This is a genomic window from Streptomyces sp. NBC_00028, from assembly GCF_045041065.1.
Classification (GTDB): Bacteria; Actinomycetota; Actinomycetes; order Streptomycetales; family Streptomycetaceae; genus Streptomyces.
This window is the reverse complement of sequence record NZ_CP108293.1, coordinates 2,486,747-2,510,441: the sequence shown is the minus strand read 5'-3', so window position 1 is coordinate 2,510,441 and position 23,695 is coordinate 2,486,747. Positions and strand designations below refer to the sequence as shown.

General features: G+C 69.8%; 17 protein-coding genes and 1 pseudogene. 7 read left to right on the top strand and 11 right to left on the bottom strand.

The window, feature by feature from the left end; all coding sequences use genetic code 11:
- Positions 1 to 18: 18 nt before the first annotated feature.
- The 8 genes from OG885_RS11080 to OG885_RS11045 all read right to left on the bottom strand — a co-directional run bounded on the left by OG885_RS11080 (position 19) and on the right by OG885_RS11045 (position 9,477).
- Positions 19 to 489, bottom strand: coding sequence for a hypothetical protein (locus tag OG885_RS11080; protein WP_405729823.1), 471 nt, complete (start codon positions 487 to 489; stop codon positions 19 to 21).
- A gap of 178 nt (positions 490 to 667) precedes the next feature.
- Positions 668 to 1,711, bottom strand: coding sequence for a LacI family DNA-binding transcriptional regulator (locus tag OG885_RS11075; RefSeq protein ID WP_405729820.1), 1,044 nt, complete (start codon positions 1,709 to 1,711; stop codon positions 668 to 670).
- A gap of 179 nt (positions 1,712 to 1,890) precedes the next feature.
- A complete protein-coding gene (locus tag OG885_RS11070; RefSeq protein ID WP_405729817.1) occupies positions 1,891 to 3,483 on the bottom strand; it encodes a glycoside hydrolase family 43 protein in 1,593 nt (530 codons plus the stop codon).
- On the bottom strand, positions 3,480 to 4,391 hold the full coding sequence (locus OG885_RS11065; RefSeq protein ID WP_405729814.1) for a carbohydrate ABC transporter permease: 912 nt from the start codon (positions 4,389 to 4,391) through the stop codon (positions 3,480 to 3,482). Before OG885_RS11065 ends, OG885_RS11070 begins: the two co-directional genes overlap by 4 nt.
- Positions 4,391 to 5,275 carry a carbohydrate ABC transporter permease gene (locus tag OG885_RS11060; RefSeq protein WP_405729811.1) on the bottom strand — a complete coding sequence of 295 codons (885 nt, stop codon included), beginning with the start codon at positions 5,273 to 5,275 and terminating at the stop codon, positions 4,391 to 4,393. Before OG885_RS11060 ends, OG885_RS11065 begins: the two co-directional genes overlap by 1 nt.
- A gap of 11 nt (positions 5,276 to 5,286) precedes the next feature.
- Complete coding sequence (locus OG885_RS11055) at positions 5,287 to 6,627, bottom strand: ABC transporter substrate-binding protein (protein ID WP_405729808.1); 1,341 nt, start codon at positions 6,625 to 6,627, stop codon at positions 5,287 to 5,289.
- Positions 6,628 to 7,009: 382 nt separating this feature from the next.
- Positions 7,010 to 8,098 carry a LacI family DNA-binding transcriptional regulator gene (locus OG885_RS11050; protein ID WP_405729805.1) on the bottom strand — a complete coding sequence of 363 codons (1,089 nt, stop codon included), beginning with the start codon at positions 8,096 to 8,098 and terminating at the stop codon, positions 7,010 to 7,012.
- Between the two features lie 365 nt (positions 8,099 to 8,463).
- Positions 8,464 to 9,477 carry a hydroxyacid dehydrogenase gene (locus OG885_RS11045; RefSeq protein ID WP_405729802.1) on the bottom strand — a complete coding sequence of 338 codons (1,014 nt, stop codon included), beginning with the start codon at positions 9,475 to 9,477 and terminating at the stop codon, positions 8,464 to 8,466.
- Between the two features lie 481 nt (positions 9,478 to 9,958).
- Here OG885_RS11045 and OG885_RS11040 point away from each other — a divergent pair, with 481 nt between their 5' ends.
- From OG885_RS11040 to OG885_RS11010, 7 genes are all read left to right on the top strand, one after another.
- Complete coding sequence (locus OG885_RS11040; protein ID WP_405729799.1) at positions 9,959 to 11,317, top strand: extracellular solute-binding protein; 1,359 nt, start codon at positions 9,959 to 9,961, stop codon at positions 11,315 to 11,317.
- Positions 11,314 to 12,306: a carbohydrate ABC transporter permease gene (locus OG885_RS11035; RefSeq protein WP_405729796.1), complete on the top strand. Its 993-nt coding sequence runs from the start codon at positions 11,314 to 11,316 to the stop codon at positions 12,304 to 12,306. The genes OG885_RS11040 and OG885_RS11035 overlap by 4 nt, the downstream gene beginning before the upstream one ends.
- Positions 12,307 to 12,374: 68 nt before the next feature.
- Positions 12,375 to 13,205: a carbohydrate ABC transporter permease gene (locus OG885_RS11030; protein WP_405742686.1), complete on the top strand. Its 831-nt coding sequence runs from the start codon at positions 12,375 to 12,377 to the stop codon at positions 13,203 to 13,205.
- A gap of 44 nt (positions 13,206 to 13,249) precedes the next feature.
- Complete coding sequence (locus tag OG885_RS11025; RefSeq protein ID WP_405729793.1) at positions 13,250 to 15,037, top strand: glycosyl hydrolase family 28 protein; 1,788 nt, start codon at positions 13,250 to 13,252, stop codon at positions 15,035 to 15,037.
- Between the two features lie 20 nt (positions 15,038 to 15,057).
- Complete coding sequence (locus OG885_RS11020) at positions 15,058 to 18,399, top strand: putative Ig domain-containing protein (protein WP_405729790.1); 3,342 nt, start codon at positions 15,058 to 15,060, stop codon at positions 18,397 to 18,399.
- Positions 18,400 to 18,428: 29 nt separating this feature from the next.
- A complete protein-coding gene (locus OG885_RS11015) occupies positions 18,429 to 19,679 on the top strand; it encodes an alginate lyase family protein (protein WP_405729786.1) in 1,251 nt (416 codons plus the stop codon).
- Positions 19,680 to 19,771: 92 nt separating this feature from the next.
- Positions 19,772 to 21,352, top strand: coding sequence for a carboxylesterase/lipase family protein (locus OG885_RS11010; RefSeq protein ID WP_405729783.1), 1,581 nt, complete (start codon positions 19,772 to 19,774; stop codon positions 21,350 to 21,352).
- Here OG885_RS11010 and OG885_RS11005 read toward each other — a convergent pair.
- From OG885_RS11005 to mmuM, 3 genes and pseudogenes are all read right to left on the bottom strand, one after another.
- Positions 21,273 to 21,458, bottom strand: a pseudogene (locus tag OG885_RS11005) (hypothetical protein); the annotation flags it as partial. The gene OG885_RS11010 and the pseudogene OG885_RS11005 sit on opposite strands and share 80 nt — an antisense overlap.
- 81 nt (positions 21,459 to 21,539) lie before the next feature.
- Entirely contained in the window at positions 21,540 to 22,604 is a 1,065-nt protein-coding gene (locus OG885_RS11000) for a LacI family DNA-binding transcriptional regulator (protein ID WP_405729780.1), read from the bottom strand.
- A gap of 146 nt (positions 22,605 to 22,750) precedes the next feature.
- On the bottom strand, positions 22,751 to 23,674 hold the full coding sequence (mmuM, locus tag OG885_RS10995; protein ID WP_405729777.1) for a homocysteine S-methyltransferase: 924 nt from the start codon (positions 23,672 to 23,674) through the stop codon (positions 22,751 to 22,753).
- Between the last annotated feature and the right edge of the window lie 21 nt (positions 23,675 to 23,695).

Below are 23,695 nucleotides of genomic sequence, written 5' to 3'. Positions count from 1 at the left end.
AGGTGAGCTCTGTGGCCGTCACCGCACTGCGGTGGCCCGTGGATTGACCTCACAGCGAGCGATCTCGTCCACGGGGCCCGCACTGGCAACGGCCACCCGGAGCTCCGCCTTGCTCTTCGCAGGCACCGACACCTGGTCGTAGGTCTCGGCCATGGTGAAGCCGTTTGCCGTCTTATAGCTGATTCTCACGGCGAAGAGACCCTGGCGCCCGTTCGGATTCCGGACCGCGACGGTCGCGTACGGGTCGTCCGCGTCCGCGCAGTGCGTGAGCACGGCGGTGCCGTCCTTCAGAGGCCGGGCAGCAGCGACGGAGGGGGACGCCGTGGGGGTGGAAGGGGCGGTCGGACGCGAACTCTGCTTGCCGCCGCTTTCACCTGACGCAGGCTGCGGACCGGGCTTCGCTTCGTCCGATGTCGTAGCGCCGCATCCGGACGAAACCATGACTGCCGCCAAAACCACTCCGGCGGTCATGTGCACCCGCTTGATCACGTCACTCTTTCCAAGAACGGAGCCGCAGGACCGATTCCAGGACGGCTGCGCTGGTCAGCGCGTGCAGAGGCTACCAGCGGGCGGACATCGGGAACCGGCCGCCGTGAGGCGATAGCGTGATCATCATGTCTCGGCCCAACAAGTCCCAGGGCCTGTCCGGCGCCGGGACCTGGGTGCGTCAGTCCCGCGGGCGCCCCGTGCTCGTGCGTTGCACCAGCCGCGTCGACAACTCCGTCCGTGTGCCCTCGGGGCGTTTGCCGTCCATCATGCGGACCAGGAGGCGCAGGGCCGTCGCCGACATCTCCGACAGGGGCTGGCGGATCGTGGTCAGCGCCGGGGCGAGCCAGCGGGACTCGGGGAGGTCGTCGAAGCCGACGACGCTCATGTCGTCCGGCACCCGCAGCCCCCGGGCGGCGAGCGCCTCGTAGACGCCGAGCGCCATCCGGTCCGAGCAGACGAAGACGGCCGTCGGCGGCTCGGGCAGGTCGAGGAGTTCCAGCATGCGGTGGTGCGCCTCGGCCTCGTCGAGGCCGGCGTACCGCACGTACTCGGGGCGCTGGCGGATCCCGGCGGAGGCGAGTGCCGAGCGGTAGCCGGCCACCCGGGCGGTGCTGCACATCCTGCGCCGGTGCCCGGCGATGATCGCGATCCGCTCATGGCCCAGCGTCAGCAGATGCTCGGCCGCGGTCACCCCTCCCTGCCAGTTCGCCGCGCCCACCGACACCACGCCCGGCGGCGGTTCGAGCACGGGGTCGATCATCACGAACGGGATGCGGTGCTGCTCCAGCCAGGCGTACTGCGACGGCGTGAGCTCGGCCAGATTGAACAACACCCCTGACGAACCACGGGCGATGAGCTTGTCCAGCCAGCCCCGCTCCGGGCGTCCGCCCCGGCTGCGGGTGAGCCCCGCGGAGACGACCACCTCCAGACCCGCGTCGTGGGCCGCCTCCTCCACCCCGTGCAGCACCGCACCCGACCAGGAGGTCTCCAGCGAGTGCACGACGAGGTCGACGAGGCCCGGCGGCTTCGCCGCGTCGAACCGGGGTCGGCGGACGTATCCCAGTCGGTCCAGGGCTTCCGTGACCCGGCGTCGCGTCTCGGGCGCGACGTCCTCACGACCGTTGACGACCTTGGAGGCGGTGGGCACGGACACCCCCGCCTCCCGGGCCACGACCGCGAGGGTCGGCCCGGCCGCCACGCTCGTACCTCCCGTACGGACCATCGGGAACCACCTCTCCGGCCCGCCCGAGGGCCCTGGAAAGTTTCGACCAGCGCGGAAAACAGTAAGCGCTTCCTACCCTAAGTTGACCCCGCAGAGTCCGGAAGGGGTCGGGCTGAGGTCAGCGTTGACGGGGGCTGGCACCCCTGTGTGGTCCGTGACTTTCGAAAGAGTGAACGCGCTTACTGTCCGTGGCAGCTGAGCCGGAACCCGCCGAAGTCGGCCGTGAACGCCCCGTGCACCAGGTCCACGGCGTGGATGCCGGCCATCGCGCCGGTGAAGCGCAGTCTCGATCCGTGGTCGTCGGAGAGCTTGGTGAAGTCCAGCGGCGGTCCGATCGCCGTCCGCCCCTCGTCCGCGACGTACCAGAAGCGCGCGGCCCCGTCCTCGACGCCCACACCCAGCGTGACCGGCCGGCCGGCGTCGACCTCGGCCAGGGCCACCTGCCGGATGCCGTCCTCGTCCCGCTCCACCAGGCTGAGCACCGTACGCCCCGCCCCCTGCCACTGCTGACCGCGCTGCCCCTCACCCGCGGGCTCGGCCCAGGTCAGGTCGAGAGCCAGATACGCCTCGGCGCTGTACCAGAGGACCAGCCCCGCCGCCTCGGTGAAACTGCGCGGCCGGGCCTCGACGGTGACCTCGGCCTCCGCGCGGTGCTCGGTGATCCGCCGGCCGAGCAGACTGTGCGCCCAACGGGACTCCGGACCGTGCCGCCCCCGCAGTCGGATCCACCCCGGCCGGGCCTCGGCGTCCGCCCAGGACGGGTCGACGGCCTCGCGCAGAGCACTCCACGGCCACCCCAACGGCCCCTCGGCAGACCCGCTTTGGACGACATGTTCCTTTGTCGGTACGTCGACCTCGACCGCCGGATGATGCCCGCCGTGCCGCAGCCTGGGCCACCCGTCCTCGTCCCACACGACCGCCTGGACGGCCGTCTCCCGCCCCAGCGGGCAGCGCGGTCCTTCCGGCGTGCGCAGGGGACGCGCCGCCAGATGACTGAGGAACCACTCCCCGTCCGGCGTCTCCACCAGCTCGGCGTGCCCGGCCTTCTGCAGCGGCACCGTCGGGTCGTCGCGCGTCGTCAGCAGGGGCCGGTCGTCGGCTTCGTACGGCCCGGTGAGGGTGCGGCTGCGGGCGACGAGCACCCCGTGCTCGAAACCGGTGCCACCCTCAGCGAGGACGAGGTAGTACCAGTCCCCGCGCTTCAGCAGCTTCGGCCCCTCCACGAGCCGCTCGTGCTGGAGCAGCAGCCGTGTCTCACCCACCGGGACCAGCGTCTCGCGGTCCAGCTCGGTCAGCACGATCCCGGCGAACCGCCGCCCGCCCGGCCTGTGGTCGCTCTGCATGTTCAGCAGCCACAGCCGGCCGTCCTCGCCATGGAAGAGCGCCGGGTCGAAGCCGTGGCTCGCGACCCGCCGGGGAGCGCTCCAGGGACCGTCCGCCGCCGGCGCCGTACTCACATAGGTGTCCAGATCGAAGTACGGCGTCCCGACCGAACGCACCACCGCGTACACGACCCAGAACCGCTCGCCGTCCCAGCTCAGCGAGGGCGCCCAGACGCCACCGGAGTCGGGCACCCCGGCGAGCGAGCCGCCCGGGACCGCGCCCCGGACGTGCCCGGCGTACTCCCAGTGCGCGAGATCGCGCGAGCGGTGGATCGGCAGGGTCGGGAACCACTCGAAGGAACTGGTCGCCACGTAGTACCAGTCACCGACTCGTACCAGCGAGGGATCGGGGGCGAACCCGCGGATGACCGGGTTGCGCAGCACGGTCACTTCAGGGCCCCCAGCGTCACGCCGGACCGCCAGTAGCGGCGCATCGCGACCATCATGATCGCCATCGGCACGATGGACAGCAGGGCGCCGGTCAGCACCAGGCTGGTCAGGTCGACGCCGGACTCCAGGCGTTTGCCGGACCAGTTGTACAGGCCCAGGTTGAGGGTCCAGTTCTCCTCGCCGCGCAGCACGGTCAGCGGCAGGAAGAAGGCGTTCCAGGTGTTGACGAAGGCCAGCAGGAACACGGTCGCCCCGCCCGTCGTCATCATCCGCAGCACGATGCTGAAGAAGATCCGCAGCTCACCGGCGCCGTCGATCCGGGCCGCCTCCAGCAGCTCGTACGGGATGGTCGCCTCGGTGTAGACCTTCGCCAGATAGACGCTGAACGGGTTGATCAGACAGGGGATCAGCATCGCCCAGGGCGTGTCGACCAGCCCGATCTCCGAGAACAGCAGATACAGCGGCAGCGTGAGCAGCGCGATCGGGATCAGGAACGAACCGACCACGCACGCGAACACCAGGTTGCGACCCGGGAACTGGAAGCGTGCGAGCCCGTATCCCGTGGCCAGCGCCAGCAGCGTCCCGCCCAGCGAGCCGACCCCCGCGTACAGCAGGGAGTTGGCGGTCCAGCGCAGGAAGATGCCGTCGTTGTACGTGAACAGCTGACGCAGGTTGTCCCACAGATGCCAACCATCCGAGAACCACAGCCCGTTGCTCTGATAGAGCCCGGTACGGTCCTTGGTCGAGGCGACGATCAGCCACCACACCGGGAAGAGGCTGTACATGCTCGCGAGCGCCAGCCCGACGAGCAGGAACCGCTGGCCGCCCCGCGAACGAGCGGCGGGATCGGGCCGGTTGAGGCGATGCACCTTGCCGGTCGTCGCCGCGCGCTCTTCGGTCATGGTCATCAGTCGACCTCCCTCGAAGTGAGCCGGTAGAAGAGGAAGGAGCCGACGCCGAGGATCAGCGCGAGCAGCACCGACAGGGTCGCGGCGTAGTGGTAATTACCGGCGTTGAACGCCTGGTTGTAGATGATCATGATCGGGGTGAAGCTGTCGTCGACCGTCTGCGGAGTGATGTTCCGGAACAGCGCCGGCTCGTTGAAGATCTGGAGCATCTGGATGATCGACAGCATGCCGGTCAGCACCAACGCGCCCCGCACGAACGGCACCTTGATGCTCCGCGCGATCCGCCACTCGGAGGCGCCGTCCAGCCGCGCCGCCTCGAAGAGCTCACGCGGCACGCCTTGCAGCGCGGAGTAGATGATCACCATGTTGTAGCCGATGCCGTGCCAGGTCAGCAGGTTGCCGATGGACGGCCACACCATGGACGGCGAGAAGAAGTTCCAGTGGAACCCGAAGAAGTCGCCGAGCGGCGTCAGCGGGCCGACGTCCGGGCTGTACAGGTTGATCCACACCAGCGCGGCGACCACACCGGGGATCATGTACGGCACCAGCAGCAGAATCCGGAACCGGCCGGCGACCTTGGCCGTGGCCGCGTCCAGGAGCAGCGCCAGCACCAGGCTGATGAGCAGCATCACCGGGATCTGCACACAGGCGAAGAGCACCACCCGCAGCACGGACCCCATGAAGGCCGAATCGGTCAGCCCCTCCTCGTAGTTGTCGAGACCGACGAACTTCTCGGTGGCGCCGCCGAGCCCCAGCCCCGACTGCTGCTCGTGGTAGAGCGACTGATAGACGGCGTACCCGATGGGGAGCAGATACAGAAAGACGAACCCGAGCTGGAAGGGCACCGTGAACGCGGCACCCTTCCAGCGCTGTGAGCGAATCATGGATCGGTGCCTCAGCCCTTGACGCTGATACCGCGGGACTTCAGGTCCTTGACCGTCCACTCCTGCATATGGGCGAGGAGGTCGGTCACGGTCTGCTCCTTGCTGACCACCTTGGCCCAGCCCGCCTGCATCTCGGTGAACATGGCGGTCCAGTTCGGCCCGAAGGTCCAGTCGGTGGTGATGGTGGAGAGGCTGTCCTTCACGACGGTCTGCGCGGCGTCGTAGTTCTTCCCGAGCAGCTTCTCGGAGGTCGCCTGGGCGATGTAGCTGTCACTGTCCTTGAGCGCCGGGAACACCCCGTTACCTGTCTCGGGACTGGCCATGGTCTTCACGGCCGCCGGGTCGGTGGACATCCACAACGCCGCCTCGGCGGCCTGCTTCTGGTTCTCGCACTGTTTGGTCACCAGCGTCACGCTGCCGGTCAGATTGGTGCCGGCGGGCGTCTTGGCGGCCTCACCGTCGAAGGTCGGCCATGGCGAGAGCGCCCACTTCCCGAAGGACTTGGTGAAGTTCTGCACCATGCCCGCCTGCTGCCAGGTGGAGATCTGCCGTGTGGCGGTACCGCCGTTGTCGTAGTTCCGCTGCACGGCGGCGTAGTCCGCGAACGACAGCTTGGAGTTCAGATCGTTGTCGATGATCTCCTGGATGACCTTGGCGGCCTTCAGTGTCCCGGCGTCCTGGAAGTCCACCTTCCAGGAGTTGCCGTCGATGGCGTACCAGTGCGCGCCTGCCTGCATGGCCAGCACCTCGAGCGTGCTGGGGTCTTCCCCCGCGTAGTTGGTGATCTTCACGCCGTGCTTCTTGAGCACCTTGCCCGCCGCGATGAACTCGTCCCACGTGGTGGGCGCCTTCAGCCCGTACTTCTCGAAGACGTCGGTGCGGTAGATCGTGAAGTTGGGCGAGGAGCTGGTGGGCACCCCGTACGACTTCCCCTGCACCTGCGCGCCGGCCCAGGCCCCGGCGTTGAACTTCCCCTTCGCGGAGTCGACGTACTGCGAGATGTCCGCGAGCGCGTCCTGCGAGACCCAGCTGGTCACGTACTCGGCGGTGTTCTGCACCAGGCAGGGCGCGTTCCCCGCCTTCACCGCGTTCGTCAGCTGCTTCTGCATGGTCAGCTGGTCGGTGACCTTCGTGTACTTGAGCTTGATGTCCTTGTGCGAGGCGTTGAACGCCTTGACGACCGCGTCCTGGCCGTTGGCCCATCCCCAGAACGGGAGGGTGACCGGACCCGACGCCCCTGAGGACCCGTCGTCTCCGGAGTCGGACCCGCCACAGGCGGCGAGCAGACCTGTCAGGGCGACACCCGCGACAGCGACGTGGGCGAACCTTCTCCGGGGGCTGGTGAAGTTCATCTGACCGTGTTCCTTCGGAAAGTAGGGCGTCTCGGAACGAGGACGGCGGCTCGGTGCGGGCCGGGAACGGCGGCCGGAAATCCGTCGGCTCGCGGTTGCGGGGGGTCGGCCAAGCGGAAGATGTAGTAAGCGGTTGCTGGGACGGTAGGACGAGGCGTCTGCCCATAGCAAGAGGTGCGCGGAAGTTTGTTACGCCGACTTGTCTGTCGCGTTAGCCGCGGCCAAGGTGACACCGGTGTCGCACCGACCACCATATGCCCAGGTCGAACAGGTCGAACCCGGCCGCTGAACGACATCAGGCCGCCCCGGGGGACGGCCTGACCTGCCACGAAAAAACCTTGAGAAAACGCTTACGAAACGTTCGCTTCCTCTCTCATCTCCGTCAGGTGCGAGGAGAGGGCGGCCGAACCGAGTTCCGTACGACGACATGGGTACCCAGCACGAGATGATCGCCGTCGGTGCCCTTGCGACGCCCGGAACCACCCTCCCGCCGATCGGCGACGGCCCGCAGCGCGACCCGCCCCATCTCCTCGTACGGCACATGCACGGTGGTGAGTTGAGGAGTCAGCTGGGAGGCCAGCGGAATGTCGTCGTACCCCACGATGGACACGTCCTCCGGCACCCGCAGCCCCGCCGCGCGCAACGCCTGCATGGCCCCGGCGGCTACCACGTCCGTACCCGCGAGAACGGCGGTGAAGTCCGGCGTCTCGTGCAGCGCCGTCTCGACGGCCTCGTACCCGTGCTCGTAGTCGTAGGGCCCATGCCGCACCAGCCCCGGATCGAACTCCACCCCGTACGCCTCGAACGCCCGCCGCGCACCCTCCAACCGCCCCTGGGCAGTGGTCAGTTCGGCGTGCCCCGGCAGCACGAGCACCCTCCGGTGCCCGGCGGACAACAGATGGCTGGCCATGGCATAGGCGCCACCCTCGTTGTCGTAGTCGACGGTGGTGGCCGGGACGTCTCCCTCCAGCGGAGGCCGCCCCACCAGCACCAGATGCGACCCGGCCGCGTCCAGCGACCGGGCGAACCGGGCCATGCGCAACTGGTACTCGTCGTAGTCATAAGCGCCACCGAGCAGCACCACGGCCGCCACCCCCTGCTGACGCATGAGGTTGACCAGCGCGAGCTCCCGCTCGGGATCGTCCCCGGTGGTCCCCACCAGCGACAGCCAGCCCCGCAAGGTGGCGGCGCCCTCGACTCCCTTGGCCACATGGGCGAAGGCGGCACCGGTGATGTTGTTGATGAGGATCGCCACGGTAGGGGTGCCCCCGCCCGCCAGGGACCGCGCATGAGCGTTGGTGACGTAGTCCAGGTCCCGGACCACCTTCATCACCCGGCGCCGCAGCTCCTCCGACACCGGGTAGTTGCCGGACAGCACACGGGACACGCTGGCCACGGAAACACCCGCGCGCTCCGCGACGTCACGGATGGTGGCCCGTCCGGCGTCCCCGGACGCCTTGCGCTGACTCACCCTGCGGCTCCTTCATCGGTCCCGTAAAGCCTGCTTGATCGGCGCTGTCTCGCACCGGCTCGGAAAACCGTATCCCATGGTTTCCACTTGTTTCCCAACGATGCGCTGAGCCCAAAAGGCACACGGCACAGGCCCACCAACCTCCACTGTCTGCGGGCCACCGGCCGCGAAAGAGCCGTAGGGGCGCGCCGGTGTCGAGACGGCGAGCGCGCGGAGGCCCGAAGGGTCGAGCACGATCGCCGTCTCGACACCGGCATGAAGCGCCCCGGAGGCGAAAGAGCCAGATATTCAGCACGCCAGCTGTGGGATATACCGGGCAGACGCCGTGACATGAGCCTTGCGCACGGCCAAGCGCCCGGGCCCTGTCAAGCCACCCGAGCCAAATCCGCCCGCCGCACCTCATGCACCATCGCCACCCCCGCCCCCAGCCGCTCCAGCTCCTCCACCACGATCCGTCCGAGCCGCTCCAGCTCGTTCCCGAGCGACCCGGCGATGTGCGGTGTGAGAAAGACGTTCGGCAGCCGGTACAGAGGAGACCCCGCCGGCAGCGGCTCGGGCTCGGTCACGTCGAGCACCGCGTAGAGCCGCCCCGACACCAGTTCGTCCGCCAACGCGTCCGGGTCGACCAGCGCCCCCCGGGAGGTGTTGATGAGCACCCCGCCGTCCCGGATGAGCGCCAGCCGCTCCCCGTCCAGCATCCGGTACGTCTCCGGAATGTCCGGCGCGTGCAGGCTCACGATGTCGCTGTGCCGCAACAGGTCTTCCAGCGACACGAGTTGAGCCCCGAGCGCCGCGGCGTCCCCGGCGCTGACATACGGGTCGTGCAGCAGCACCGTGAAGTCGAACGGCCGGAGCAGCTCCAGCAGTCGCCGCCCCACTCGTGAGGCCCCGATGACTCCGATCCGCCGCCCCACGTTCCCGGTCCGGGCGGTCTCGGTGGGTGTCGGGTACGCGTGGGTGGTCCGGAACCGCTCGCGGTGGGTGAAGGTGTCCTTCCCGGCGAGCAGGATCATCGCGAGGGTGTACTCGGCGACGGGGAGGGCGTTGCCGGTGACGGCGCTGGAAACGGTGATCCCGCGTTCCCACAGGGCGTCGCCGACGAGTGAGCGCACGGAGCCGGCGGCGTGCAGGACGGTGCGCAGCCGGGGGGTGGCGGCGAGGACGTCGGCGTCGAGGGGTGGGCAGCCCCAGCCGGTGACGAGGACCTCGGCCCGGGCCAGCGCGTCGGCGGCCACCGGGTCGGTGAAGTCCTGGACGACGAGGGCGGGGTCGAGGTCGGCGGCCTGGTGGAGCCGGTGCATGAGCGCCGGGGGGAACAGCAGGGGGAGGTGTACCGGATCCATCGCGAACACGGCCCGCGGCAGCTGGGGGCTGGGCATGAGTCTCCTGACACGCTGAGTAGAAACAGTTTCAGAAAGCGCCTTCTACCGTAGGTCTGCCGAGAAGCGGTGGTCAATCGTTGGGGTGGAGTCGCTGGTCCCCGACCTGATCCGTGCTGACCTCGCGTATTCGCCGCATCCGGGTACAGCGCCAGGCGCCACGCCTCCTCGCAACCGGTTTCCGCGTCGCCCGCTGTCTTCGGCCTCTGCCGGAGAAGCCCCTGGTGGGGAGCCCGTCACCCGGCAGCGCTACGACAACCGGTTTCCCAAGTCGCCCCGGATCGTGTGGCCCGCCGGCCGTCCTCGCCCCCGCCCTCACAGTTTTCGAAAGTTCGTCATGCCCCTTGACGTGCCGTGCGTCCGGGTTGAAGCTCCCACCACCGCCGTAGAAACCGGTTGCCGAAACTTCGCACGCCGCGTCTCACCCCTCCCCGGAGCGTGCGCACATCCCCGTCCCCTCGTCGAAGAGAGTGGGTAGTTCATGCACACCGATGCCACCCGGGCCGGTGTTCCGTTGGATCGTCGTCGCTTCCTCGCGCTGTCGGCGGGCGGTGCCATGGCCGGTGCGGCGGCGTTGAGCGGCTGCGCGATGCAGGTGTCGAGCGGCGTCAGCGGCTCGGGCGAGACCGTCACGGTGATGGTCAACTCCGGCGACATCCTGCCGGAGCAGATCCAGCAGGCGAAGAAGGCCCTCGGCATCAAGATCGTCCTGGTGAAGTACGACATCACCAAGCTGATCGCGATGCTGACCAGCGGCAATCCACCCGAGCTGGTGCGTGGTGTGGGCGCCGTGGACCTGCCGTTCTTCGCGGCCCGTGACGTGGCCGAGAACCTGGACCCGTACTTCGCCCGCAGCGGCGTCCTCAGGCTCGACGACCTCGACCCCGTCAACGACCTGTGGCGGTACGACGGCCGTACCCAGGGCAAGGGCCCGCGCTACGGCATGGCGAAGGACTTCTCCCAGGACTCCATGTACTGGTACAACACCGCGACCTTCGACAAGGGCGGTCTCGACTACCCGTCGCAGACCGAGCCGGTCACGTACGAGGAGTGGCTGGACGTCGCCAGACGCCTCGTGCAGCGCAAGAGCGGTCAGACCACCGTCTTCGGTGGCAGTTTCAACGGTCTGACCCGGGCCACGCTGCTGGCGACCATGACCGCGTCCGCCGGTGGCAGCCTCTTCAATGACGACTTCTCCCGGGTCGACTTCACCACTCCCGAGGCCCGCAAGGCTCTGGCCTGGTACGTGGACTACGCCAAGACCAAGGTGGGGCCGAGCCTCATCCAGCCCGACCCCAACGGTTGGGACGGCCCCACCTACCAGGCCGGCCGGATGGCCATGTCGAACTCCGGCTACTGGCTGGGCGGCATGATCTACCCCGACAAGAAGCTGGCGCGGGTGTCCCGGCTGGCGCCCGCCCCTCTCTTCGCGGGCGGCCGGCGGATCAGTGCCTGCCAGGGCGGCACCGGTCTGTGGATGCCGCGCGGTGCGCGGAACAAGGACGCCGCCTGGCGTGTCTTCGAGTGGTTCTTCGGCGAGGAGCCGGCCAAGGCGCGCGCCTCCGGCGGTTGGGGCATCCCGACCCTCAAGTCACTGCGTTCCCTGATGCCCGCTCAGGAGGAGTACCAGAAACGGGTGTTGAGCGTGCAGGAGGAGGAGCTGAAGCATTTCTCGGTGGTCTCGTTCACCCCCTACTCCCGGGCGGACGCGATCGACGCCCTCTTCAACCAGATCGCCCCCGCCGCGATGAACGGCCAGATGTCCGTCGACACCCTTGCCGGGCGCCTGAACTCGGCCATCAACGAGCAGCTCAAGCGCGGTAAGGAGCAGGTGGGATGACGGTCGATCAACTTCGCTCCCGTACGGGCAGGTCCGTGGCCGCACGTGCTCGCGCCACGGGCGCCCGCCCCCGCACGTCCATGACGACGCGCCGGCACCGCGCGTTCTATCTGTTCACCTCGCCCTGGATCATCGGCTTCCTGCTGCTGACCGTGACGCCGATGGCGTACGCGCTGTGGCTGAGCTTCACCACGTTCGACGGCATCTCGCCCAACTGGAAGTACGTCGGACTCGGCAACTACCGTGAGCTGCTGAACGATCCGGTCACCTGGGACTCGCTGGGCCGCGCCGGGCTGTTCGCGGTGACGTCGGTGCCGCTGTCGATCCTCGCGGGCCTCGGTCTCGCCGTGCTGGTCAACCGGCCCCTCAAGGCGCGCGGTCTGTTCCGTACGCTGCTCTATCTGCCCGCCGTGGTGCCGCCGGTCGGCGCGGGTCTCGCCTTCAAGCTGCTCTTCGACCAGAACTCCGGTGCCTCCAACGGAGTGCTGACCTTCTTCGGCATCGACGCCGTGCCCTGGCTCGCCGACCCCTACGCCCGGTACGTGCTGCTGATGACCGTGCTGTGGGCCGCCGGAAACGTCATGATCATCTCGCTGGCCGGGCTCCAGGACGTCCCCAGGGAGCTCCACGAGGCGGCCCGGATCGACGGGGCGGGCTCCTGGCGGACGTTTTGCAGCATCACCGTGCCGCTGCTGTCGCCGGTCCTGCTGTTCCAGACGGTGACCGGGATGATCGCCTCGGTGCAGACCATCATGCCGCTGCTGCTGGCCCCGCTCGGTGACACGAGCGGCATCACCACCGTGCCGCAGTCCAACTACCTCTACATGATGCATGTGTTCGCGCAGTACTTCGCGCTCGGCCGGTACGGCTACGCCTCCGCGCTGCTGTGGGTGCTCTTCGTCCTGATCCTCGTCGTGACCGGACTCATCTTCAAGTGCACGTCCGGCGCCGTGTTCTACACCGTCGACCCGGAGGCGAAGAAGAAGTGACCACCACGACCCTGCCGCCCGAGTCCAAGTCCAGGTCGTCCCAGCCGGCCACGTCCACCCCGTCCGGAGTGCGGGTCCGGGTGCGGGCCAAGCGCCTCGCCCTCTACACGGTGCTGGTCTCCGTCACCGGGCTGTTCCTCGGCCCGTTCGGCTGGCTGATCCTCTCCGGCCTGAAAACACAGGGGGAGTTGGCCGCCTCGCCGGTGCACTGGCTGCCGGACTCCTTCCAGTGGCACAACGTCGCGGACGCCTTCACCGACATCGACTTCCTCGGTTACGCCCGCAACTCCCTGGTCATCGCCCTCATCTACGCCACCCTCGTCACCCTCAGCTCCGCCTGGGTCGGCTTCGGCTTCGCCCGCCTCGACGCGCCCGGCAAGAAGGTGCTGTTCGGGGTGCTGCTCGGTTCGATGATGCTGCCGCAGATGGTCACCCTGCTGCCCACCTACCTGATCTTCGCCAAGCTCGGCATGGTCGACACGTACTGGCCGTGGGTGCTGTGGGGGCTGTCCGCGGCACCGTATCTGGTCTTCCTCTTCCGGCAGTTCTTCGCGGGCATGCCGCGGGAGCTGGAGGAGGCGGCCATCGTCGACGGCTGCGGCTACACCTCGATCTTCTGGCGGATCTTCCTGCCGCAGTCGTGGCCCGTGCTGTCCGCGAGCTTCATCATCGCCTTCACCTGGACCTGGGGCGACTACATCGCCCCGCAGCTGCTGCTGTCGACCGACCGCACCACGCTCGCCGTCGCCGTGATGACCGCCTATGTCAACGAGGGCGGCACACCCGTGCCCGAACTCCAGGCCGCCGCCTCGGTGATGTACGTCGTCCCGATCCTGCTGATCTTCCTCATCGCCCAGCGCGGCTTCGTCGCCGGTATGTCCACCAGCGGCCTCAAGTGACCTTCCGTATCCCTCATCTCCCCGCTTACTGAAGGAACTTCTCCATGAACGACACCCAGAGCACCGGTCTGTCCAGGCGCACCGTCCTCCAGGCCGCCGGCGCCACGGCCGCCGCGTACTCCCTGCTGGGCGCCACGGCCGGCACGGCGAGAGCGGACGAGGCGACGCCCGCCTCCGCCGACAAGCTGGTGACGTACCCCATCCCGAGCGGCGTCCCGACCAACGCGAGCTTCAACGTCAAGGCCCGTACGGCGGGCGGCGACTGGCAGACCGTCCCGGTCTACCGCGCCCGCGCGAAGTGGATCAACGCGGACACCGGCAGCGGCCCGGTGTACAACTCCTCCGTCGCCACCTTCGACTTCCGGGGCACCGTCGAGGTCGCGGTCACCTCGTCCAAGGGCACCATCGCGTCGGCGAAGGTGCGCCCGCTGTCGTACGACACCCCGTACACGGTGGCCGGCGACACGGTGACCTTCACCCTCACCGAGCCGCGCAACCTCTCCATCGAGATCAACGGCGAGATCTTCGACAACCTCCAGCTGCACGCCAACCCGATCGAGACGCATGTCCCCGACGCGGACGACCCCGACGTCATCTACTTCGGCCCCGGTCTGCACACCACCACCGACAACGTGCTGAAGGTGCCGAGCGGCAAGACGGTCTACCTGGCCGGTGGCGCCGTGCTCACCTCCCGGGTGGAGTTCGTCAACGTCGAGAACGCGCGGCTGATCGGCCGCGGGGTGCTCTACAACTCGCCCAGCGGGGTGCTGGTGCAGTACGCGAAGAACATCGAGATCGACGGCATCCTCGTCCTCAACCCGAGCAGCGGCTACTCGGTCACCGTCGGCCAGTCGAAGCAGGTCACCATCCGCGACCTGCACTCCTACAGCGCCGGTCAGTGGGGCGACGGCATCGACATCTTCTCCAGCGAGGACGTCCTCATCGACGGCGTGTGGATGCGCAACTCCGACGACTGCATCGCGATCTACACCCACCGCTGGGACTACTACGGCGACGTCCGCAACATCACCGTCCGCAACTCCACCCTCTGGGCGGACGTCGCCCACCCGATCAACGTCGGCACACACGGCAACACCGACGCCCCCGAGACCATCGAGAACCTGGTCTTCAGCAACATCGACATCCTCGACCACCGTGAACCTCAGATGGACTACCAGGGCTGCATCGCCCTCAACCCCGGCGACAGCAACCTGCTGAAGAACGCCCGCTTCCAGGACATCCGGGTGGAGGACTTCCGCTGGGGCCAGCTGATCAACATGCGGGTCATGTACAACACGAAGTACAACACCTCGATCGGCCGCGGCATCGACGGCGTGTACATCAAGGACCTGTCGTACAACGGCACCCACGCCAACCCGTCGATCATGGTCGGCTACGACGCGGACCACGCGATCAAGAACGTGACCTTCCAGAACCTGGTCATCAACGGCAAGGCCATCGCCAACGGGATGAAGAAGCCGGGCTGGTACCGGTTCGAGGACATGATGCCGGCGTACGCCAACGAGCACGTGGTGAACACCCGGTTCCTCAACTCCACCGAGGCCACCTCCACCGACAAGCCGGCGATCACCAGCCCGGAGAAGGCCACCGCCACCAAGAACCAGGTCTTCAACTACCTGATCACGGCCGACAACCTGCCCACCTCCTTCGCCGCGGAGGGCCTGCCGAAGGGCCTGTCGATCGACACGGCCACCGGTCTGATCTCCGGCAAGGTCCGGGACAACGTGGGCGGTTGCTCCGCCACCGTCTCCGCGACCAACAGCGTCGGGACCGCCACCCAGACCGTCACGTTCACCGTCGAGCACCCGTGACCCGGAAGCAGCGAACCACCATGGAGTCACCCGTGTTCCCGCTCAGCCGACGCACCTTCCTCGGTGCGACGGGCCTGGTGGCCGCGGCCGCGGGCGGACTGCTGTCCGCCGCCGCCACGGCAGCCCGGGCCCAGGACACCGATCTCACCTCCCGCGCCTTCACCCACCCCGGGCTGCTGCACAGCGCCGCCGATCTCGCCCGGATGAAGGCCGCGGTCGCCGCGCAGGAAACCCCGATCCACGACGGTTACCTGGTGTTCTCCGCGCACGCCCGCTCGAAGTCGACGTACACGATCCAGAACACCGGACAGATCACCTCCTGGGGCCGCGGTCCCAGCAACTTCATGAACCAGGCCGTCGCCGACTCGGCCGCCGCCTACCAGAACGCCCTCATGTGGGCCGTCACCGGCAACCGGGCCAACGCGGACAAGGCCCGGGACATCCTCAACGCCTGGTCGGCCTCGCTGACCATGGTCACCGGCGCCGACGGCCCGCTCGGCGCGGGACTTCAGGCCTTCAAGTTCGTCAACGCGGCCGAACTGCTGCGCCACACCGGCTACGACGGCTGGAGCGCCACGGACATCGCGCGCTGCGAGGCGTCCTTCCTCGACATCTGGTATCCGGCGATCTCCGGCTACATGCTCTACGCCAACGGCAACTGGGATCTGACGGCCCTTCAGTCCATCCTGGCCATCGGTGTGTTCTGCGAGGAGCCCACCCTCTTCGAGGACGCCCTGCGGTTCGTCGCCGCCGGTGCCGGGAACGGCAGCGTCCGCAACCGGGTCGTCACCGACACGGGCCAGGGACAGGAGTCCGGCCGCGACCAGGCCCACGAACAGCTCGCCGTCGGCCTGATGGGCGACGCCGCCCAGGTCGCCTGGAACCAGGGCGTCGACCTGTGGGGCTTCGCGGACCACCGCATCCTCGCCAACGCCGAGTACGCCGCCAAGTACAACCTCGGCGGCGACGTCCCCTTCACGCCCGACCTCGACCGCACCGGCAAGTACCTCAAGACGACCGTCTCCGACAAGGTCCGCGGCACGCTGCCGCCGATCTACGAGATGTACTACGCCCACTACACCGGCGTCCGCGGCCTCGACGCCCCGTACACGAGGGCGGCCGTCTTCCGCGGCACGGCCGGCGCCCGCGTCGTCGAGGGCAGCAACGACGACCTGCCGAGCTTCGGCACCTTCGCCTACGCGGGCACCGAGGCCCCGTCCCCGACCGCGCCGACGGCACCGGCGGGCGTCACGGCACTGGGCGACGGCAAGAGCGTCACCGTGTCCTGGCTGCCGTCCGCGTGGGCCGCGACCTACACCGTCCGCCGGGCGAGCCGCCCCGAGGGACCGTACGAGGAGATCGCGGCGGGCGTCGAGGGGACGACCTACAAGGACGACGGCGCGCGTGGCGGGCGCGTCCACTACTACACCGTCACCGCCACCAACTCCCAGGGAAGCAGTGCCGCCTCGCCCTTCGCCGCGGCCTCAGCCGGAATGCCCGAACCGTGGTCCACGCGAGACGTCGGCGAGGTGAGGATCCCCGGCGCCGCCGCCTTCGACGGTGAGCGGTTCGTGCTGGAGGCGTCCGGCACCGCCGACACCTACCGGCTCGTCCACCTCCCGCTGCCGGGGGACGGCACGGTCACCGCGCGGATCGTGTTCCCGCTCAGCTCCCAGTACTCCAAGATCGGCGTCACCCTGCGCGCCTCCCTCGACGCGGACGCCGCGCACGCCTCGATGCTGATCCAGGGGCTGCCGTTGCACACCTGGAGCGGGGTGTGGAGCGTACGGCCCCGGGCGGGCGCGGCGATCTCGGCGACCGGCAGCACTCCCGTGCCGCCCTCCCAACTGGAGGCCCTCACCGTCAACGCGTCCTTCCCGATCTCCGGCCTCGGCACCCTGCCCGAGTCCGCGACCCCCCTGGAGGCCCCGTATGTCGAGGGCGCGGGCGACGGCTACCGGCTGCGAGCCCCCTACTGGGTCCGGGTGACCCGCAAGGGCCGCAGCTGCACCGGGTCGATCTCCCCGGACGGCATCCGCTGGACCGAAGTCGGCTCCACCGACGTCGAGTTGGGCCGCACCGCCTACGCGGGTCTCGCCCTCACCTCCTGTCTCGGCGTCGACACGGAGTACGCCGAGACCGGCACCGGCGCCTTCGACCACGTCACCGTCGCCTCCCGGACGGCCGGCGAGGTGTGGTCCACGCCCCGCCCCAGACGCGCCGCCGCCGATCTGCGGGCCGGCACCGGTGCCGACGCCGTCCGCCTGACCTGGACCGACCCGGATCTCTCGGCCCGCTACAAGGTGCTGCGCGCCACCGCGGCCGACGGCCCCTTCGAGACGATCGCCCCCTGTGTCACCCCCGTCGGCTTCGGCGCCCGCCTGCGGTACACGGACGCCACCGGCACCCCGGGGACGACGTACCACTACGCCGTCGCCAAAACCAACAGCGCTGGCCGCGGCCCCCTTTCGGAGGCCGCCGCCGCGGCGATGCCGACGCCCTCCGCTCCCCAACCCACCTCATCCACCACGGCGTTCGCGAACAAGGGGGACGCCTTCCGGCACCTCCTGCGCGGCTCGCACGATCCCGTCCGGTTCACCGCCGACGGCCTCCCGGACGGCCTGCGCCTCGACCGGCGCACCGGCCTGATCCACGGAACGCCCACGGAGACCGGCGAGTTCACGGTCACCACCACCGTCGGCAACGCCTCCGGAGACACCGACGGAACCCTCGCCCTGACCGTCGGCACACCCCCGCCCGCCCCCTGGACCTACGGCGACCTGGGCGACCCGGTCCTCGACGACCGGGCCTTCGGCACCCTCGGGGTGGCGGCGGTCGTGACCCCCGGCAGCACCTCCTACGCCGACGGCACCTTCACCGTCCGCGGCGCGGGCACCGACCTCAGCGTCAACAACCAAGGGATGACGGGCCAGTTCGTACGCCGACCCGTCACCGGTGACTGCGAGGTCACCGCCCGGCTCGTCTCCCGCGGCGGCGCCAGTGCCGACCGAGTCGGACTGCTGATGGCCAAGTCCCTGTCGCCGTTCGACCAGTCGGCCGGGGCGATCGTCACCGGCGGCACCACCGCGCAGCTCATGCTGCGCAAGACGGTCGCCGGAGCCTCCGCCTTCTCCGGCACTGCCACGATCCAACTGCCCCTGCTGCTGCGGCTGAAGCGCACCGGGACCGCCTTCGCCGCCGCGGTGTCCACCGATGACGGCGCCACCTGGACCGATCTCGCCGCAGGCGAGATCCCCGGCTTCGGTGACGCCCCCTTCCACGTGGGCCTCGTGGTCTGCTCCCGCAGCCCGCTGACCCGCTGCACCACCGAGTTCGAAGAGGTGATCGTCACCTCTCTCTAGATCCCCCCACGGATTGGAGACCCGCTGTCATGAGCCGCACCTCCCCCCACCAGCACCTCCACGCAAGCGAGTTGAGCCGCCGCGGTCTGCTGAGGACCGTCGGCGGTCTCACCGCCGGACTCGCCGTCGCGGGCACGGCCGCGACCGGCGCCGCGGACGCCGCGCCGACGACCTGGACCCACCCGGGCATGCTGCACAACGCCGGGGACATCAACCGGGCCAAGGTCAGGGTGGCCGCGGGCACCGACCCCTGGCTGTCCGGCTGGAACAAACTGGTCGCCAACTCCCACTCCCAGTCCACCTGGACGAACCGGGCCACCGCCACCGTCGTCCGCGGCGGCACCGGCGAGAACTACACCCTCCTCTACAACGACATCGCCGCCGCCTACCAGAACGCCCTGCGCTGGAAGGTGGGCGGCACCGAGGCGAACGCCGTCTGCGCGACGAACATCCTCAACGCCTGGTCGAGGACGCTCACCACGGTCACCGGCAACGCGGACCGGTTCCTCGCCGCCGGAATCTACGGCTGGCAGTTCGCCAACGCCTGCGAACTCATGCGCGGCTACAGCGGATTCGACCTCGCCGCCGCGCAGGAGATGATGGCGAACGTCTTCTACCCCCTCAACAACCAGTTCCTCACCGGCCACAACGACGCCTGCATCACCAACTACTGGGCCAACTGGGACCTGTGCAACATGGCCTCGGTCCTGGCCATCGGCATCCTCAACGAGGACTCCGCCAAGTACGACCAGGCCGTCACCTACTTCAAGTCCGGCGCCGGGAACGGCTCGATCGCCCACGCCGTGCCGTACCTCTACACCGACTCCGACGGCTACGCGCTCGGCCAGTGGCAGGAGTCCGGGCGCGACCAGGGCCACACCGTCATGGGCATGGGCCAGATGGGCGCCCTCTGCGAGATGGCCTGGAACCAGGGCGACGACCTCTACTCCTACGACAGCCGCCGCTTCATGAAGGCCGCCCAGTACGTGGCGAAGTACAACCTCGGCCTGGACGTCCCGTACACCACGTACACCTGGGGTACCGGACAGAACTGCGCCACCTCGTCGCAGACCGTGATCGGCTCCGGCAGCCGCGGCCAGATCCGTCCCGTCTGGGCACAGCTCCACTTCCACTACAACCGTCGCCTGTCCCTGGACGACAAGTACATCTCGCGGATGTACTACGAGCTCGTCGCCCCCGAGGGCGGCGGCGGTGACTACGGCACCACCAGCGGAGGCTTCGACCAGCTCGGCTTCGGCACCCTGATGTACGCCAAATAGCTCTGGTCAGCGCCTGTGCACCGGAATACGAGCAGCGGCTGTGATGCTCTTGTATTACTGGTGCACGAGCGCGGCGAAGGGCTGGTGGGCGCATGACGGCAGACCAGGCGAACCCCGTGGTCAGGACGGAGTACGGGGCCGTCCGTGGCCGGCACGAGCGGGGTGTGGCGGTGTTCCGGGGCATCCCCTACGGGGCTCCGCCCTTCGGCCCCCGCCGGTTCCGGCCGCCTCTGCCGCCCGAGCCCTGGGACGGGGTGCGGGACGCCGTCGCCTTCGGGCCGACGGCGCCGAAACCGCCGTACTCCGAGGCCTTCGCGCAGTACCTGTCCGACCCGGTCGTGCCCGGCGACGACTGTCTCAACCTCAACGTGTGGACACCGGAGCCGGGCCGCGGGGCCCGGCTCCCGGTGCTGGTGTGGCTGCACGGCGGCGCCCTGACCAGGGGATCCTCGGCCGTACCGGTCTACGACGGACATGCCTTCGCCCGGGACGGCGTCGTGTTCGTTTCCGTCAACTACCGGCTCGGCGTCGAGGGCTACGGCCTCTTCCCGGACGCCCCCGCCAACGCGGGCCTGCGCGACCAGCTCGCCGCCCTCCAGTGGGTCCACCGGTCGATCGAGGAGTTCGGCGGCGACCCCGACCGCATCACCCTGGCCGGTCAGTCTGCCGGCGCGATCAGCACCGGCGCCCTGCTCGCCGCGCCGCAGGCCCAGGGGCTGGTCCGGCGTGCCGTCCTGCAGAGCGGGCCGCCCGAGGTGTCCGACCGGGACAAGGTGCGGCGCATGGTGCGCCGGATGGCGACCCGGCTGAGGATCCCCGCCACCGCCGCGGCCTTCGCCGAGGTCGACCGCGAGCTGCTGCTGCGCACCCAGGCCGAGGTGGGCAGGCTCAGCAGCCCGGTGCTCGGCGGACCCGCCTTCGGCATCGTCGTCGACGGCGACCTCGTCCCGAGCGACCCCCTGGACGCCCTGGTCGAGGGGACCGCGGCCCGTGGCGTCGAGCTGATGACGGGCTGGACCCGGGACGAGTACCGGCTCTGGCTGGTCCCCGGCGGCCTGCTGGAACGCGTCGACCGCCTCGGCGCGGTCGCCCTCGCCGGCGCCATGGCCCGCTGCCACGCCGGACACGAGGTGCCGCGCGGCTACCGCGCCCTGCACCCGGACGCCGGGACCGCCGAGATCGTCGGCCAGATGGTCACCGACCACCTGCTGCGCCTCCCGCTGCACCGCCTGGCCGACGCCCGCCCCGGCACGTCGTACGTCTACGAGTTCGCCTGGCCCTCGAACCTCCCCGCCCTCGGCTCCTGCCACGCCCTGGAGCTGGGCTTCGTCTTCGACACCGGGGAGAGCCCCGAGTCGGCCAAGCTGGCGGGCGACGGCGCCCCGCAGGAGCTGAGCGACGCCATGCACGGGGCGTGGGTGCGGTTCGCGGTGGACGGGAACCCCGGGTGGCCGGCGTGGGACGACACGCACCCGGTGCGGATCTTCGGGGACGGCGAGCCGCACACCGCGCACGGCCCGCTCGACGCCGAGCTGGCCCTGTGGGCCGCCGACCTCACTCCCGCGGAATCCACACCCGCATCGCTCCCGGCCGCCGGTTGGCCCACGCGTAGTACGGAACTGCGGTCAGTCGTACGACGTCTTCGGCTCCCCGGGTCCGTCCGTCGGCCGTGACCACCGTGACCCCGCCCAGCAGCCCGGGGTCGTGGTCGGCGGTGGCTCGGAGGGTGGCCAGGTTCCCGGCCGCCTCCAGCCTGGTCGGGTCCTGCGGGATGCTCACCTCGGCGTTGGTCCGGTGGGGCGACAAGGGGCCGCCATGGCCGTGCTGGGCTGTGGGCCTCGCCAGGACCCGACCGTCCCGCTATGCCGCGACCGTCCCCACGGCCCCCACCGAGTTCCGCACCACCACATGCGTCCCCAGCAGCAGATGCTCGTCCGGCGTGTTCGGCTCGCGCCCCAGCGCGGTCCGTACCGCCAGCCTGCCCAACTCCTCGTAGGGAACATGCACGGTCGTCAGCGCCGGATGCAGATCCCGGGCGAACGGGATGTCGTCGTAACCGGCCAGCGACACGTCCTCCGGCACGCGCAGCCCCGCCTCGTGCAGGGCCGTGAGCGCGCCCGCCGCGACCATGTCGGTGGCGGCGACCACGGCCGTGAACTCCAGCCCCTTGTCCAGGGCTTGGCGCATCAGCCGGTGGCCGGAGTCGCGGGTGAAGTCGCCGTGCAGGACCAGCTCCGGGTCGGCGTCGAGGCCACGGGCACGGTGGGCGGCGAGATAGCCGCGCTCACGTCCCTGGGCCGTGGTGTGGTCCGGCTTGCCGCCGAGGAACAGCACTCTGCGGTGGCCCTGCGCGAGGACGTGCGCGACCAGGGCGAAGGCGCCGCCCTCGTTGTCGTACTCGATGACCGTCACCGGAGCCCCGGGGCCCAGCGGCGGGCGTCCGCACAGCACCAGACGGGAACCGGCCGCGGCGAGCGAGTCGGCCATACGGCGGGTGCGGTCGCGGTACTCGACGGTGTCGGCGCCGCCGCCGACCAGGATCACCGCGGTGGCCCGCTGGGCGCGCATCATCTCCACGAACTCCACCTCGTGCCGGGCGTCGCCCTCCGTGCTGCACACCAGACACAGATGCCCGAGCCGGGTCGCCTCGCGCTCCACCCCGTGCGCCATCAGCGCGAACGACGGTCCGGTGATGTCCTCCAGCACGAACGCCAGGGTGGGCGTGCCGACCCCCGCGATCGCCTTGGCGCGCGCGTCCGCGACGTAGTCCATCTCGCGCACGGCCCGCAGCACGCGTGCCCGGGTCGTCGCGCTCACCGGGTAGACCCCGCCGAGCACCCGCGACACGGTCGACGCGGACACCCCCGCACGGGCCGCCACGTCCCGGATCGTGCTCCGGCTGGTGTCCTCGCTCTTCCTGGTCATGCCCGGCCCCGCCCCTCTCCCCGCGCTCCGGCCACCCCTCGGGAACTGCGGCAACATGACGGCAACCGGTTCCCGAAACGGAGGCTAGCAGCGGGTGGAGGCGAGGGGGAGAGTGTGGAGACGAGGAGACGGCTGAGCGCTGCGGACTACGCGTGCGGCGACAGCGTGTCCGCGATGGACGCGATCGCCGCCGGCCCCACCCGGCAGCAGCCGCCGATCAGCCGCGCCCCGGAGCCCTCCCAGGCCAGCACCTCGCTGGGCGCGAAGCTGGAGCGGCCGTTCCAGGCGCGGGCCTCGGCGTCCCAGGCCTCGCCGCTGTTCGGGTAGACCACGACCGGCTTCCCGGTCACCCGGGCCGCGATCTCGACCGCCGCGTCCACGTCCTGCGGCGCGCAGCAGTTCACCCCGACCGCGATCACCTCGTCCGCGTCGGCGGCCAGGGCGAAGGCGTCCTCCAGGGGCTGGCCGGCCCGGGTGCGGTCGCCCGCGATCGAGTACGACAGCCAGGCGGGCGTCTCCAGCCCGCGCAGCGCCCGCAGCAGCGCCTCCGCCTCGTCGGCGTCCGGCACCGTTTCGAGGGCCAGCACGTCAGGACCGGCCGCGGCCAGCACCTCCAGGCGGGGGCGGTGGAAGGCCTCCAGCTCGGCCACGCTCAGCCCGTAGCGGCCGCGGTACTCGGAGCCGTCCGCGAGCATCGCCCCGTAGGGGCCGACGGAGGCGGCGACGTACAGCGGGCGGGTGACGCCCTTCGCCTGCGCCTGCCGGGCCGCATCACGGGCCAGCTCCACGCTGAGGGACAACAGCTCGGTGGCGCGCGCCCGGCCGATGCCGCGCTTCTCGAAGCCCGCGAAGGTGGCCTGGTAGCTGGAGGTGATCGCCACGTCCGCGCCCGCCTCGAAGTAGGCGAGGTGAGCCTCGGTGATCGCCTCGGGGCGTTCGGCGAGGAGGCGGGCCGACCACAGCTCGTCGCTCAGGTCGTGTCCGGCGGACTCGAGCTGGTTGGACATGCCGCCGTCCAGGACGACGGTGCGGGTGGCTAGCGCCTGGGCGAGGGTGGAGGTGCTGGTCATGGGGTCGACAGTAGTCGTTGC